Here is a 16,002-nt window from a genome sequence, read left to right on the forward strand (position 1 = left end):
TGGAAGACATCCGCCTCCTCTACGACCAGGTGAACGGGACCTACGGTTATCGACGGATCACCATGACGGTCAATCGCAGACGACGCCAGCATGACCTGCCGGCATACAATGAGAAGCGCATCTATCGTCTCATGCGTATCCATGAGATCCGTTCGGTCATCCGCCAGAAGCGAAAACGGCACAAAAAGTCGTCACCACAACATGTGGCAGAGAACGTATTAAACCGTGAATTCACAGTTAAAAAGCCGAATGAGAAATGGGTAACGGATGTGACAGAATTTAAATATGGCCTATCTAAGAAGGCCTATCTCAGTGTGATTCGTGATCTTTATGACGGATCCATTATTAGCTATGTGCTGGGACACTCTAATAATAATCAACTGGTATTTAAAACGCTTGACCAGGCAATCGTACGATTGCATCAAGAACACCCACTGATTCATAGTGATCGTGGATTCCAATACACCTCTAAGGCGTTCAAGCGTAAATTAGAGGCGGCAGGAATGACTCAAAGTATGTCACGGGTTGGTCGCTGTATTGATAATGGACCAATGGAATCTTTTTTCGGCACGTTAAAATGTGAAAAGTATTATTTACATAAGTATCAGACCTTTGAAGAACTTAACATTGCCATAAATGAGTACATCTATTTTTATAATCACGAAAGATACCAAAAACGATTAAACGGCCTCAGCCCTAAAGAATATAGAGCGAAAGCCGCTTAAATCACTTTTATTATTTCCACTGTCTACTTGACGGGGGGCAGTTCAGATTATTTTTTAATAATTTATTAAACTCAAAAGGGCACTAAACGTTTCGTTCTCTGCCATGATGTATACCCCTAATCCAACAAAGACTATAGGGATAATCCATCTTCCGTATTTCTCCAAAACTTCAGAAACATGTCTGAAGGAAGCTAAACGATATCCTACAAAACACCAGACAGCAACCATTATAAAGAAGATAATAACCGTAATTACCAGTTCATTCACACTTAAAGTTGTAAAATAAGGCACATAGATGCCGATATTGTCCCCGCCATTAGCGAATGTGATGAAGGCTACACTCATAAATAGTTTGTTAAATCTCCCTGAGTTTAAACTGGAGAGGATCGCACCTTCATCTTCATCTTCACCCTTAATAAACAGTTTAATCCCTAAATAGATCGGAATTAAACCAAGCAATCCAACCCATTTTTCTGGAATCAACATGACGCCAAAAGTTCCCAAAAGACTGATTAAAACCAGCAAGGCAAAACCTAAGTATTGCCCAATGACTATATCTTTAGGGTAGATCCGGTTACTCTTTGTCTGCGCGTTCATCTTTAAACCGCCAGTCGCTCTAGCCTGTGCATTTGCCTGAGAGAACAGCAGCATCAAAACAAAAATATCATCAATATTGGTTACTAAGAAAGCCCCAATTGCGGAAATAATAGTCAAAGCCACTTTTATCAACTCCATGGTAAGTTATTAAAACATTCACACGTATGTTTGAATGTTATGAATAGGTTCTCCCCTGCTTAGTGTAAATATACGGGAAGTAGCTCCCCTATCCAGTGAAGAGCAAAATATAGCAATATCCCTACAAAAAAGAAAAGAATAACGACTCTGTCTTCAGTGGCACTAACAACAGGCAGCAAGTCAACGGTAGATATGTATAGAAATATTCCTGCTGTAATGGAAAGAGCTATCGCGAGGATGCTGCTATCTACCATAAAAAATTGTGTTAGAGACACGGCTGCGATCGCGCCTGTTATCGTTGATAGACCCAATAAGAAAGATGCTCCTATCGCCTTCTTCTTGCTTTCAAAGCTTGCAAATACGATGGAAGAAATCGTTAAACCATCCGGAATTTTATGTATTAATACAGCAATCAATACAACAAATCCTATTCTCTCGTCTATTTTGAAACTGGCTACAATAGAGACACTATCAAAAAACGTGTGAACCAGCATGCCCAATAAAGCACTAAAGGTTGTGCTTTGAGAATGAGAATGTTTATGAGTCTCTTCTCCGAAATGAAAATGGGGTGCAAGAAACTGCTGGAACAAAAAGATCAAACCAAATCCAATAACAATATATAGGGCACTGGATTCCTGAATTTCTAATGCTTCTGGTATTAAATCCATAATCGCAATAGCGAAAAGTATCCCGGCGCTCAGCGCCATTAAGCCATTTAAGCCCCTTCTAGACCAATTTTTTTTAAGAAAGATCACAAAGCCACCCAGGACATTTGCGAAAGCCGCAGTTAGGACGTAAAACAAAATGTCCATTAATTCCCCCACTCCATTAAATGAAAAGTTTAACCTGCACTTATGAAAAGTGCCGGTCTGCTGCATTCACATTATTTCTTTTTATTCAGCATGTGAATGGCGTGCCCCATCACACCTTCCGCCGCTTCCATCAATGGCTCAGGCAACGTTGGATGGGCATGGATTGTAAGGCTTAGATCTTCGGCAGTTGCTCCAGATTCAATGGCAAAAACTGCTTCAGCAATAAGCGACGATACTTCTGGTCCTACCATCTGTGCGCCTAACACCCTTTTGCTGTTCTTCTCGGCTACAATCTGCACAAAGCCATCTGCATCTGAAACAGATAATGCCCTTCCGTTCGCTTGGAATGGAAAACGGCTGGAAACCGTTTCGTATCCCTGTTCTTTTGCTTCTTTCTCTGTTAATCCTGTGTAGGCAACTTCAGGATCACTGAAGATAACAAAAGGCATGGCTTGAAAATCAATGATGCTGTTTTGTCCGCTAATCACTTCTGCAGCTACTTTTCCTTCGTAGCTAGCTTTATGGGCAAGGAGGTATCCGCCAGCACAGTCACCTATTGCATAAACATGCTCCACGTTTGTCTGGCATTTCTCATTTATCTTAATAAAACCACGCTCGTCTAATTCTACTCCGATATTTTCCAACCCAATTTTCCCTGTGTTCGGCTTTCTTCCTATAGAAACTAAGCAATAATCTCCGTTAACCACTTCTTCCTTGCCATCAACCTGTACACGAACTTTTACTTCATCCCCTGTGTTTTCTCCGCCTTGGACCAGAGCATTGGTTACAACTGTGATACCTAGTTCTTTTAGATGCCGTTTTACCACATTTGTAAGCATAGGATCGGTACCTGGAAGAATCGTGTTGGACCCTTCGAGAATGGTCACTTTTGATCCGAATTTGGCATAAGCAGTGCCCAGCTCCAAACCAATATAACCACCGCCTACCACAACTAAATGTTTTGGTACTTCCTGCAGCACCAATGCCTCAGTGGAAGAAATGATTCTTTTTTTATCAAATGGCATACTTTTTAGTTCGAAAGGCAAAGATCCTATCGCAAGGATTAAATCTTTGTAGGAATATGCTTGTTCTTCGTTATTCATTTTGATTTTAGCCGTATAGGGTTTAGTAAGATAGGCTTCTCCACTGATTACCTCTACTCCATTGCCTTTCAGTAAGGTCTTAACCCCGCTGGTTAACTTATTCACGATGCCGTCTTTCCACTTTACTACTTCCGGCATATCTACTTGAACTTCACCAGAAACCTTGATGCCCATTGCACTGGCGTGTTGAATATGTTTTACCCGCTCAGACGCACTAATAAGAGCTTTTGATGGGATACACCCCCGGTTAAGGCAAACGCCCCCTAGTTCTGCTTTATCTACCAGAACCACTTTTTTCCCCAACTGGGCCGCCCGTATGGCCGCCACATAACCTCCAGATCCTGCTCCTATTACTAACAAATCGACATCTTTTGTCATTTTAGCTTCCTCCTCCGGTGATTTCAGAATGAAATAAACGAACGGTCTTTCACGAAAAAACAGAACCGTTTTCGTGCAATATGTAATCCTAAAACTGCTGTGAACCAACCTGTAACGTATACCCATTTTTAATCATTTTTAATGTAACTAACCCCCAAATTTCTATACATGGTAAGAAAAAGGGCTTTCCAGACAACCAGAAAGCCCTTTTCCCTTTTATTCCTTGACCCGCATAAGCCGCATACTATTTAGCGCTACCAGAAGAGTTGCCCCCATGTCTGAAAGGATGGCAATCCAAAGTGTTAACCAGCCCGGTATGACCAATAGCAAGGCAATAAATTTAATGGCAATTGCAAAGGTGATGTTAGCTTTGATGATATTTAGGGATTTACGGCTTAGTTTCACAGTGAATGGAAGTTTTCTTAAATCATCTCCCATTAAAGCAACGTCTGCCGTTTCCAGTGCTGTATCTGTACCAGCTCCACCCATTGCAATCCCAACGGTAGAAGCTGCTAACGCAGGGGCATCATTGACACCATCTCCAATCATGGCTACTTTTCCGTACTCGGATCTCAATTGTTTAATATAGTTTAATTTGTCCTCTGGCATCAGTTCTGCCTGAATATCCGATACGCCAACATGGCCGCCGATCGCATTCGCGGTACCTTGGTTATCGCCTGTAAGCATAATGGTCTTTTTGATGCCAAGTTGATGCAATTTCTGAATAACGTCTTTACTTGATTCACGTACTTCATCCGCTACCGCAATCACAGCAAGTATTTCTTTTTCAGTTCCGACCACCATAGCTGTCTTGCCTTGGTTTTGAAGAGTAGTAACATTTTGCTCTAAGTCTTTATCGAAATCATTAGTCAATAATTCCTTAAAGAGTTTCGGGCTACCGATGTAATAAGTCGTCCCGTTTACGATACCCTTTATACCCTTTCCTGTGATAGAAGAGAAATCCTCTACCTGTACGTCAGAATAATTAATGTTCTCCGCTTCTGCTTTTTTCATAATGGCTGAAGCAAGAGGATGCTGGGAACGATATTCTAATGCAGTAATGATGGACAGCAATTCTTTTTCATTTGCCTGCTTGTTCAACACATTAAAATCAGTTACCACTGGGACACCTTTTGTTAGTGTGCCCGTTTTATCAAATGCAATGGCCTTTAAGGCACCCATTTCTTCTAGATAAATACCGCCTTTTATAAGAACGCCCTTTTTCGCTGCATTCCCGATTGCTGAAACAATGGAAATCGGAGTGGAAATAACCAATGCACAAGGACAGCCGACAACAAGAACAGCTAATCCTTGATAAATCCATGTTTCCCAACTGCCATCAAAGAATAATGGAGGGACTATAGCGACTAAAGCTGCAATGACCATAATGACTGGCGTATAATATTTCGCGAATTTTTCGACAAATGCTTGAGATGGGGCACGTTCTCCCTGTGCTTCCTCTACAAGATGAATAATTTTTGCAATCGTTGTGTCTTCTACCAGCTTAGTTATTTTTACCTCAAGCAAGCCTTCTTCATTTAAAGTACCTGCAAACACTTCATCATCAACCGTTTTCGCAACAGGAACAGACTCGCCCGTAATGGCCGCCTGGTTGACAGCCGAATAGCCGCTTACTACAGTCCCGTCCATGGCAATCTTCTGGCCGGGTTTCACAATCATAATATCACCAATGGCAATGTCATCCACATGGATCATCAATTCTTGTCCATTTCGTCTAACGAGTGCCTCTTTTGGTGCAATATCCATTAATGAACGAATGGATTGTCTTGCTTTATCCATAGAGAATCGTTCAAGAGCTTCACTAATCGCAAAGAGAATGACAACAATGGCCACTTCTCCCCATTCCCCAATGATAGCGCCACCTATAACAGCCACTGTCATAAGGGTTTTCATGTCAAACTCAAAGCGAAACAAGTTTTGCAAACCGACTTTGAAAAGCGATAATCCTCCGATCAACATGGATGCTAAAAATAATAATGTAGTAACGAGGTTCTCTTCCCCATTCACACTCTGGGACAGGTAACCGAACGCAATCAATAAGGACGCAAAGAGCAGCGTACTGTGCTTTTTATAAAATGGCACTTTATCTTCTTTCGTATCTTCTTTTACCTCTTGTGATGCTTGGCGAGCAGATTTTTCAGGTGTCACTTTGAGATTCTCAAATGCACCTGCTTTTTCTAGTTCTTCTATCGTTGCATTACCATAAACAACAATTTTAGATGCACCAAAATTTACTTTTGCATCCTCAACTCCAGATAGCTGTTTTACATTTTTTTCGAATTTACCCGCGCAGTTTGCGCAAGTAAAACCTTGTACACGATAGGCCTTCATTTCTTGTTCAGATGTTATTGCCTTTTGATCAGACATTGACATTCACTTCTTTCTTATGTTCTAGTACAATCATCATTATTTGTCTAATATGTTCATCGTCTAACGAATAAAACGCTAGTTTTCCTTCTTTTCTATATCTTACAATCCCCTGCTTATGAAGGGTCCTTAAATGATGAGAAGCATTTGCCACCGTAATACCAATAATATTTGCTATATCACACACACATAACTCTTCATCTTGACACAAAGCATAGGTAATCTTTGCCCTATTTTCATCCGCAATTGCTTTTAACATTTGGGCAACACTAACAATATCGATTGTTTTTAAATCACCTTGTATTCGATTGACCTTTTCCTCGTCATAACAAAAAAATTCACAAGTATCTTTCTTATTCACATTATCACCCCATTGATATTCAAGTGTTCACTTGAATATAGTATATACCTTTCCTTGGTCAATATTCAAGTGAATATTTGAATGAAAAACATAAAATGATTTTTCTAATAGTAATTCCCGTTAACGAACGTTAGAAAGACATATTTGTTTATCTTTTCACAAAAAATGAAAAGGGCTTTAAATAGTCCTTTTCATTTTGTCTTAATTGTCCATTAACTCATCTTTTTATCAATGTTCGTTTTTTATATTTGATGAGTAAGCAAACGAACAGAGGTCCTTAATGATGAAATTGGATATACACGAGTCTCAAACAACTTGGATTCACAGTCAGATAAATAAAAGAATTGGTAATACTGAAACTATTCATTCAAAGAGAAAGGAAATGAATTTCACTTACTCAGCCGCACCTCAAGCTATACCTTTATTTTCCTGATGTTCCCAATAGAGCAGTTCCTCTACAGTAGAGAACACAGAAAAAATACTTACGACAGAGGAAAAACATCAAGACGTCCGAGCCGGGCACCACGGAATCAAGTGCGGCGACTATTACAGAAGGACCTGTCGATATCAAATATGGGGATTGCGAGTATTGTGCGTCCACGAATGAGCATTGTAAATTGATCCGTGTCACGTCAGACGGTCGTTAAGGTTTCAGGCGTCGAATACAGTAAGCTCGACAGGTGACATGTTATCCGTAAGGACGGCGGCGCGATTGACTTTAAAATGATCATCACATATCTAGATACGAAAACTTATATTACATCACATTACCAATACACATATACGGTCAAAAGAAATGTGGTTACCGACTCGTTCGACAAGGTCAATCCGGACGAGTTGAACGAGGCACTCACAGAAAGTGAGTTGGAATCCCCAGCCACGAACGAGCCTGCTGGTGATGAGATACGAATGGAGACGGTCAGGTGACGATCCAGGAAGCGAAAGACGCCGGTTTCACGATGCCGATTATGAGCGACCATTGGCTCTACCCCTATATGCGTGATAACGACAACGTCGGAATGGTCGGGGAATGATTTCAACCCAAAAATTAAAACAATGATGATTGTATAAAAAGACATCCTCCATTTCTAAGAGAATGTCTTTTTATATTCATTTACGTTTTCGATTCACTTTATCGAGCCGAATTTTCTCAATTAACGCGTGGATGATTTGCTCATCTCTTCCACCGAAATCTTTATTGAAGGGAATCCGCTCTCCTTCGAACATGAAGTAATCGAGCAGGTACGGGACTCGAGGTGTTGCGTGGCCCCACGTGTGCTCCGAGCAACGTTCCCACACCTCGGCTTCGAACTCTTTTGAATAGCGCATATGCTCGACGGCAGCCTTGACCTCCGATTTCTTCAGGACAAAATAGTCTTCAAAGACGAATTTACCGAGAAGCTCATACCACATCTCCTCGCGGACCCGTTCTTTAATCGCTTCTACATCGACTTCAACATGATACGGGGCCTCTTCTTCATTCTTGATGACATCCCTTGCTTCCCCTGTCACCGACTCCGGATGCAGCTCCCACCCTTCAGGCATCCGTTCTTTGATGAACTGTTCGAGCGCCTCCTCACTGATCCGATATCCTTTTTTACGTGACTCGAGCGGTTCTGCCTGGATCACGCCTTTTCGTACCCAGTTGCGGACCGTCTCCTTATGGCTTGTGAGCTTGTTCTTCGATAAGATTTCAAATGCCTCATCAATCGTATACATGATAAGCCTCCTTTTAACACAACGATGATTTTATTAAATAATACCATGACCATTGTATTAAAGTAAGCTGTTACTTTAATCGGTTTCAAATTGATAAGAAATTACTAAATGGATACCAAACAAAAACACCATTCCGGAGAATGGTGTACCTCTAGAAAATTGTTTTCATTTCTTAAAAAATATTTTTAATACTTATTATACTGCTTAACGAGACTTATCTCCTACTTGCGAATACGTTTGAGTAACTTTAAGTCCAGTTGACGTAGAAGCATCCCATCTCACTTTACTTGTTATTGACATATCAAATGACATTAATCCAATTCCGTTATAGCCACCGACAGTAACGTTGTATAATCCCATAGCGTTAATATCGTATCCGATTTTTTCAGCACGTGAATCAATTGCTTGCGAAGAAGCTTTGATTGCTGTCGGAAAAATACTCGACGTCCCACTAGTACTGTGCCCAGTTAATCTTAAGCCATCAGATCTTGTGGTATAGGTAGTCACAAGACCACAAGTAGAATCAGGGTACAATAACGCACGGATACTATATGCAATTTTATAAGAATATGTACCAAAACTTCGTGTTAATTGAAGACTTTGAACAATAGCTTTATTTTGAGGAGTTTTTGCCAATTCAACTAATTCGTTTGATGTCACCACTGTAATTTCTGCTCCAGTTTTAGGAAGTGTATACGTCACTTTAGAATTCCCTCCTAAATTTTCATCATCAGCGATAGAAAAAACAGAGATTTCCTCTTCTAACAATTCGTTATATTGATTAAGAACTTCTGGGCTAGTATTTTTAATTAATGTTAATTCTTCTGGAAGTAAACCTTCATTTGATGAGAGTACAGAATAACTGAAAGATTTAGAGTTGTTTATTTTAGTCAACTTTTGATTAGTTTTGCTAGCTTTTTTCTTATCCATTATTTCTTTACTTTCTTGTGAAAATTCACTCAAGCTATCAATAAAGTAGTTTACATTTTCTTCAGCGCCAACTGATGGGATAAATAGATTAGCAGAAAGTAAAGTTGCTAAAGTTAAAGTGGAAATTTTTTTCATTTTATTCCTCTGCTTTTGAGTTATAATAAGTATTAAAGAAGCAAATAGCCTCTATTTCTTTCTTACAGAATAATATTAGAACATTATTTTCTTTTAATAAACAAATTTTAGGACTTTTTTTGGATTTGATTAATAATAAATACCTTTTTTATTCATCTTTATTGCTTATATGCGTAGGATTAACAAGTAATATCCTTCTTGAAAAATTTTGTATGTTTTCAAACAGTACATTTAGCATCTTAAGTATTCCTATTGGTTCAGTTGATAATTATTTTTATCCCGGATTATTTTTATTGTTTTTGACCACGATAGGTCTGTATTTATTGCCCTTCTCATTCCTTCTTATTAAATGAGAAAAAAGCCACTATTAGTTTCACATTCTTAGTAGCAGTTATAATCTTCCCTCACATTCCATTTTAATTTTTCAGTAAGTAAATGCTGGTTAGCATTAATCTTGGCGAGTGCGTCTGCTAGTTCGTCATCACTGACCTATGAGAAGTTTAAACCCTTCGGGAAGAACTAGCGGAGAAGACTGTTGAGGTTCACATCGCTCCCCTGCTACCGTGATGAATAAGGGTCGGCGAAATAAAGTGGCATGCCAAGTGAGGACCGGATGCGCTCGTAACAGCTGAACGCCTTGCCTCAGTCCGTCGTCGCCGTCATGAATGTACCCCTCTGGGAAGACGCCATGGAACGTGTTGATCACCTCCAAAATCGAGGCCGCACTGCGGTTCGCGATTGGTAGGACGAGGTAGAACCGGTCCTTGCGCTCGATGAACGTCGCGACGCAAGCCTCCGACCTCCCGCGGCCGGTCCGAGACGGTCAGCCCGACGTTGATGCGCCCGACGATCTGTTCCGGGGACCAGGTCGCCCGCAGTTTCTCGATGATCGTCAGACGCATCATGTCGTCGAGCTTCGTCTTAGCGCCACAGTTCTCTTTCGCCCTCACATAGCGTTCCTGTGCACGTTCCGATTTTTACCCGGTGTTCCGTCTGATCTCCCGCGAGACGGTCGAGGACTGCCGCCCAAGCCCCAGATAGGTCTCTATTTCCACGCGCTCGGTTGTGGTAAGATGGGTATAGCTCATGGCGACTCCTCCGTCTGAATGTTTGCGTCGTAACTTCATTCTACACTAGGCCGCCGCTATGGGCTTTTTTTGCGTTCACGTTGGGGTATTGCACTTAATTTTATAATTCATCTAATATAAATAATGGTACGATTTACAACTTCCACTTTGAAACTATTGAATTATATTTAATCACAGAATGTCATAATTTTAAAAAAAGTATATCCATCCAAATAAATATACGCACAATAGTCAGTTGTTGAAGATACACTAAAATTTACGGATGCCGCTTGATTTAGTCCGATGCTCGCGTCCCCGTTTGTGGTAATTGTATTGTTATTATAAAAATCTCCGTTCACAATCAAAAAATTCGACCATCGTTTTGTAAATGCGTGTCTCGATTTTCCGTAACAGTTGGTTCGCTGGCACGAGTTCGTCGAACGTTACTATCTCCAATTGAGTTCGGTTGGTTTTCCGATTTTGTTGATTTCCTGATCATTCGATTCTCCTACATAACTGTTTCTATGTCCCTCATTATAAAAAAGCGATGACGTTACGAAAAAAAGGATTGATGCGTGGACCGACCAAGGGCACGGCGAGACTTCCAGGGGATCAGCAAGCAAAGGGAGGTCCAGCAGCGACAATGTCTCGATGCGGCTCCCTGTTTGTCCTCAGAAAAGCGAACTGTGCCCGGTCGGGCAAATAAAAAAGACTGCAGACAATGTGATGTCTACAATCTGAGACAGCACGGGCCGTCTTAAGAGTTCTGTAAAATCTTGATGTCGTTGACGATGTCCTCGATCGGCACGTCTTGGAATCCTTGATACGCCTTGATGATTTTCCCGTCCTGATCGACGAGATAGAACCACGTCGCGTGATCCACTTGGGTGCCTTCTGACGGTTTGCGGACGAGCGCTTTGAAGTTTTGTTGCGCAAACGCCTCAATCTCTTCTTGCGAATAGCCCGTCAAGAATTGCCAATCGGCTTTCGCCAAGTCGTAATCAGCCATGAACGCTTGAATCTTGTCCGGCGTATCGACGGTCGGGTCGACGCTGAACGACACGAATTGGACGTCTTCGACGCCTTCCTCGACGAGCGCTTCATTGAGTTTCGTCATGTTGTACGTCATCGGTGGACAGACCGTCTCACAGTTTGTGAACACGAAGTCGGCCATCCATACCTTCCCTTTCAAATCATCGAGACTGACCATCTCTTCATTTTGATTCATATAATTGAACGACTCGATCTCCCAATTGAGCGGGTCTTCAATTTCATTGCTGCACGCGGCGAGCACCGCCATCAGGCTAATCAAGCCAATGAGCATCCATTTCTTCACACGTTCCATCTCCTTCATTGTCAGTTGCGTCTCACGCGCCAGACGAGGAGCGTGATCAAAGTAAATGCCGTCAAGGCAAGGAACGGGATCGTGACGAACCCGAACCAGTTGATGTATTGCACGTTGCACGGTACGCCTTGCACGCACGGCTTGATATCGGCGAAACCGGGTACTTTTTGAACCAAATAATGGTACAGTGAAATCAGACCGCCGATGATGGAGAGCGGCAATACATACTTCTTCACCGCCCGGTCGTCCGTGAACACGGCGACCCCGAGCAAGATGACGAGCGGATACATAAAGATGCGTTGAATCCAGCAGAGCTCACATGGCACGAACTCACGAATCTCGCTGAAATAAAGACTGCCGAACGTCGCCGTGAGGGCGACGAGCCAAGCGAGATACAGACCATAACGGGTCAAAAATGACTGCTTCATGGTGTGCCTTGCTCAATCAATCGCTCAATCGTCTCGTAGTCGAACGGGTCTTCGAGCATGACGCCGTTAATCATGATCGATGGCGTGAACTGGACACCGTGCTCTTTGACAAGCCCGTCATCGAGACTCACCTGTTCGAGCACCGTCGAGTTTTCACTCAAATCGTCCTCGAGCTTCGCCACGTCGACCGATGTCGTCTCGCTCGCAATCTCTGTCAACCGCTCGACCGTGACCCATGCCTCGTCGTGCTGCTGACTCGCCGGTTGCGCGTCGTAGAGCGCCTTATGGAAATCCCAGAACGCGTCCGGGTCTTGTTCATACACCGACTCTGAAGCGAGCGATGCCAAAATCGACTCTTGTCCGTGGAACAGGACGTTGATGTAGCTGAAACTGATTTTTCCGGTGTCGATATAGTCTTCCTTCAACTTCGGATAGACCGTTTCGCCCCACTGTTTACAAGACGGGCATTTATAATCCCCGAACTCCACGACCGAGACGGGTGCGTCCGCATCGCCGAGCGTCGGCTGGCCTTCCGTCGACACGTGTTCTGTCGTCGCCGGTGCCGCCGTTTCGGCTTGTTCGGTCGGTTGATTCATCAGGACGACCACGACGGCCACCAAGGCGACCGCGAAGAGCGTCGCGATGACCAATAGTTTATTCTGTTTCATTATGTCTCACCTCTATTTATATCGATTCGTCTTTCATTATAACGAAAGCGCTATCTGTTTCCACGAAATCGACCTTGTTTTTTCTCAACTTTACTTCATGTCATGGAAAAGATGACGATGACGTCGCATCAACTCGTGAACAAGCTCAGACAATCTTCATTCAAAAAAGAGTGTCTTTCCTAGTGAAATTATGTCTCGAGTTCACTATACCTAGACGATTCTTCATCCCTCTGTGAACGCTAGAATAAAATTGACAGTTTTTGCTCGATACGATTTTACACTATTGCCGAAAAATCAGAACAGAACTCCGATAGAGTAGTTGAGGCTATTTTATCTGGAGGGAATGGATTTGGAGGAAAAGTTAGTGTTACATATCAAGATTCATCAAATGTATCAGCAAAACATGAAAGTGGCTCAAATCGCACAGCACTAAAAATATCGAGACCGACGGTATATAAGTACCTGAAGATGACATATGAAGATGCCCTACATGAATTTGACGAGAAAGCCTGTTCACGAAAGAAGAAGCTCGATGCCTACCGAGACTGGATCATTGCATGGTTGGAGGAGTATCTGCATTTGAGCAGCGCACAAGTACATGACTGGTTACTTGAAAGATATCCCGACCTGTCGGTCGGATCGAGCACGGTCAGGACATACGTGAATGAAATCCGAGAAATCTATCAGATCGAAAAGAAAAGGGTCGTCCGCCATTACGAGGCCATCCCAGAACAACCGATGGGCAAGCAAATACAGGTGGACTGGGGTGAGACCAGACAACGGACTAAAGATGGAAAAATGATAAAGCTTTATTTCATCGCGTTCTTACTTACGCACTCTCGGATGAAATATGCCGAATGGAGAGAACGACCGTTCACCACCAAGGACACCATTCACTGCCACGAAAATGCGTTCCAATTTTATGGTGGGCGCCCTTCTGAAATCGTCTACGACCAGGATCACCTCATCGCAATCAACGAGAACGCAGGTGACGTCCTATTGACCAATGAGTTTCAAGCCTACGTGAACGAACGGAAGTTCAAGATTCATTTATGTCGCAGGGCCGACCCGGAGTCGAAGGGTATGATCGAGAACGTCGTGAAGTACATCAAACGGAACTTCGCGGACAGCCGAGTGTACCGGCATATCGAGGATTGGAACCACCGTTCCATGAGATGGTTGGAGAGGACTGGAAATCATAACGTCCATCAGACAACGAAAAAAAGACCAGCTGAAGTGTTCTCCGTCGAAAAACAACACTTACAACCGGTCTTATCGCTACTCTCTTTCGAAAGTATCCGTACCGAAAGTATAGCAAGGAACGTCAGCAAGGACAACACAATCCGTTATCGCTCAAACCGTTACACCGTCCCAATCGGGACCTACTCATCGGTCAAGAAGAAGGTGGTGTTCCTCGAGGTGACCGAACAGGAACGGTTATTGATTCGCGAATCTCCCGAGGGAGAAGTGATCGCAGACCACCGGGTCAGCAAAGAGAGCGGAAAACTGATTCAAAGCCGTGACCACCTTCGGGATCGTTCCAAAGGAATCGAAGAACTGAAGCAACAGGTCCTCACCTATTTCGAGGACAGAGGGGCGGCGTCCGATTATCTGGGTAGCTCTCAAAGCGTTACCCGAGATACCGACGTGACCAGTTCAACATCATTAGGGACGTCGCGACCATGTATCCTAATCACTTAACGATAGCACTGGAAAAGTGTTCGCAAGAGAGTCTGTTCAGCGCCAACGATTTCCGGGACGTGGTCCACTATCTCGCGATCCTCGCGGACGATGGGTGTGATACAAAACCCGATACCGAACGTCCGAAGAAATCCGGGATACAGGTCGCAACGAGGCCGATCCAAGCCTACACCGACATCCTGAAAGGGGTGACGGCAAAATGAGTCAAAGCGTTTCCGAGTTACAACAGGACTTTCGGCAGCTTCGTCTCGCCGAGACGGCTGACGCCCTCCCACAGATTTTGAGAGAGGCCGAAATGGCCTCCTGGACGTATATCGAATTTCTAAGTGCCATCACGAACCATGAACGCGCAAAACGAGACGCTAAAAGTTTGGAAAGACGAATGAAGTGGGCCCGATTCCCGTTCATCAAATCCCTCTCGGAGTTCAATTTAGTGGAACAGACCGCACTAACCGCCCGACAGCTGAAGCAGTTGAAACAACTCAACTGGCTCGAACAACAGTACAACCTGATCCTCTTGGGCCCTCCGGGCGTCGGAAAGACGTTTTTGGCTGTGGGGCTGGGAATCGAGGCGGTCAACCACGGGTTCAAGGTATACTTCGTCACGATGGGCGAACTCGTCCAACTATTAAAAAGTGAAGAGTTCTCAAGCAAGTCGAAGATCCAGTTAAAAAGGTTGCGAGATTCGGACCTGGTCATCATCGATGACCTGATGTACATGGCGATGGGCCAACGAGAAGCCAATCTCTTCTTCCATCTCGTCAACCACCTTTATGAGCGCAGCTCGATCATCCTGACCTCGAACAAAAGCCCCGATCAATGGGGCGAATTGATCGGGGACCAGGGCATCACGACTGCGATACTGGACCGCTTACTCCATCGCGTCGAAATCATACATAGTGATGACGACAGTCATCGGATGAGGAACCGAAAATCATTGTTTTCGGCAGAAGTGTAAAAGGCAAACGAGCAAAAAGTGTCAAAATCAACTTGACGTCTACACCCTCGCATATGACCACCCAGAAACATATCTCCACTAAAATCCTTTCTGAACAAACCCTATCCGCTTATAATGACAAAGGTCTACCTATTGTCGTTCTAAGGTTTGGTGCCATCTGTGCAGAAACGAATTCTTATGGGGTGGCGATCACATTAAACGCATGCTGAACTTCGACAATGTGACATGGGTTCACCTTGATGACTCCGTTCCTTAGGTCCATACCGATAATTTATTAGAAATGATTTACATAGTTTTATTACAAGGCATAGACGGAGAAGTCTACCACGCCATAAAACAGAATGTAGACAATCGCAATTCCCGTGTAAGATTAGCCATTGCCGCAAAAAAAGAAAATCATTGCTCCCAATTATCAAGTAAAAAGTGACCTATACATTCGATAAGATTCAAGCAATTGGATATAGACCGCGTAAAACATGCAAGCAGACGGTGGGAAAACTTCAAAAAAATCGGGAGAAGAATAAGGGTATGGTCTCATTTTTGAACACA

At 43.2% G+C, this 16,002-nt stretch carries 12 protein-coding genes and 2 pseudogenes; 4 read left to right on the forward strand and 10 right to left on the reverse strand.

Features of this window, described 5'->3' with window-relative positions; genetic code table 11:
• Nucleotides 1-725 (forward strand): IS3 family transposase (locus KNO72_RS14985; protein ID WP_214758727.1); only part of this gene is annotated, 725 nt, incomplete at its 5' end.
• Nucleotides 726-779: 54 nt separating this feature from the next.
• Here KNO72_RS14985 and KNO72_RS14990 read toward each other — a convergent pair.
• The 5 genes from KNO72_RS14990 to cadC form a co-directional block, all read right to left on the reverse strand.
• Complete coding sequence (locus KNO72_RS14990) at nt 780-1,445, reverse strand: CadD family cadmium resistance transporter (protein ID WP_435528659.1); 666 nt, start codon at nt 1,443-1,445, stop codon at nt 780-782.
• Nucleotides 1,446-1,519: 74 nt separating this feature from the next.
• On the reverse strand, nt 1,520-2,338 hold the full coding sequence (locus tag KNO72_RS14995; RefSeq protein ID WP_251028375.1) for a ZIP family metal transporter: 819 nt from the start codon (nt 2,336-2,338) through the stop codon (nt 1,520-1,522).
• A 5-nt stretch (nt 2,339-2,343) separates the two neighbouring features.
• Nucleotides 2,344-3,753, reverse strand: a complete 1,410-nt coding sequence (gene lpdA, locus KNO72_RS15000; protein WP_214758729.1) for a dihydrolipoyl dehydrogenase — start codon at nt 3,751-3,753, stop codon at nt 2,344-2,346.
• A gap of 216 nt (nt 3,754-3,969) precedes the next feature.
• Entirely contained in the window at nt 3,970-6,141 is a 2,172-nt protein-coding gene (locus KNO72_RS15005) for a heavy metal translocating P-type ATPase (protein WP_214731547.1), read from the reverse strand.
• Nucleotides 6,134-6,502, reverse strand: a complete 369-nt coding sequence (cadC, locus tag KNO72_RS15010; protein ID WP_214689684.1) for a Cd(II)-sensing metalloregulatory transcriptional repressor CadC — start codon at nt 6,500-6,502, stop codon at nt 6,134-6,136. Before cadC ends, KNO72_RS15005 begins: the two co-directional genes overlap by 8 nt.
• A gap of 690 nt (nt 6,503-7,192) precedes the next feature.
• On the opposite strand from cadC, the pseudogene KNO72_RS15965 reads away from it, so the two are divergent.
• Nucleotides 7,193-7,536, forward strand: a pseudogene (locus KNO72_RS15965) (DNA/RNA non-specific endonuclease); the annotation flags it as partial.
• 76 nt (nt 7,537-7,612) lie between these two features.
• Here KNO72_RS15965 and KNO72_RS15015 read toward each other — a convergent pair.
• From KNO72_RS15015 to KNO72_RS15035, 5 genes are all read right to left on the reverse strand, one after another.
• A complete protein-coding gene (locus KNO72_RS15015) occupies nt 7,613-8,221 on the reverse strand; it encodes a helix-turn-helix domain-containing protein (protein ID WP_214689682.1) in 609 nt (202 codons plus the stop codon).
• A gap of 204 nt (nt 8,222-8,425) precedes the next feature.
• Entirely contained in the window at nt 8,426-9,286 is an 861-nt protein-coding gene (locus KNO72_RS15020; RefSeq protein WP_214689680.1) for a hypothetical protein, read from the reverse strand.
• 1,824 nt (nt 9,287-11,110) lie between these two features.
• Entirely contained in the window at nt 11,111-11,698 is a 588-nt protein-coding gene (locus tag KNO72_RS15025) for an SCO family protein (RefSeq protein ID WP_214689690.1), read from the reverse strand.
• An 11-nt stretch (nt 11,699-11,709) separates the two neighbouring features.
• A complete protein-coding gene (locus KNO72_RS15030; RefSeq protein WP_214689674.1) occupies nt 11,710-12,126 on the reverse strand; it encodes a disulfide oxidoreductase in 417 nt (138 codons plus the stop codon).
• Nucleotides 12,123-12,794: a DsbA family protein gene (locus tag KNO72_RS15035; protein ID WP_214689672.1), complete on the reverse strand. Its 672-nt coding sequence runs from the start codon at nt 12,792-12,794 to the stop codon at nt 12,123-12,125. Before KNO72_RS15035 ends, KNO72_RS15030 begins: the two co-directional genes overlap by 4 nt.
• A 364-nt stretch (nt 12,795-13,158) precedes the next feature.
• On the opposite strand from KNO72_RS15035, the pseudogene istA reads away from it, so the two are divergent.
• Together istA and istB are read left to right on the forward strand one after the other, a co-directional pair.
• Nucleotides 13,159-14,698: pseudogene (gene istA, locus KNO72_RS15040) on the forward strand (IS21 family transposase).
• Nucleotides 14,695-15,453, forward strand: a complete 759-nt coding sequence (gene istB, locus KNO72_RS15045; RefSeq protein ID WP_214689670.1) for an IS21-like element helper ATPase IstB — start codon at nt 14,695-14,697, stop codon at nt 15,451-15,453. Before istA ends, istB begins: the two are co-directional and overlap by 4 nt.
• Nucleotides 15,454-16,002 lie beyond the last annotated feature (549 nt).

The sequence above is a fragment of the Exiguobacterium sp. s123 genome (assembly GCF_018617075.1).
Taxonomy (GTDB): Bacteria; Bacillota; Bacilli; order Exiguobacteriales; family Exiguobacteriaceae; genus Exiguobacterium; species Exiguobacterium profundum.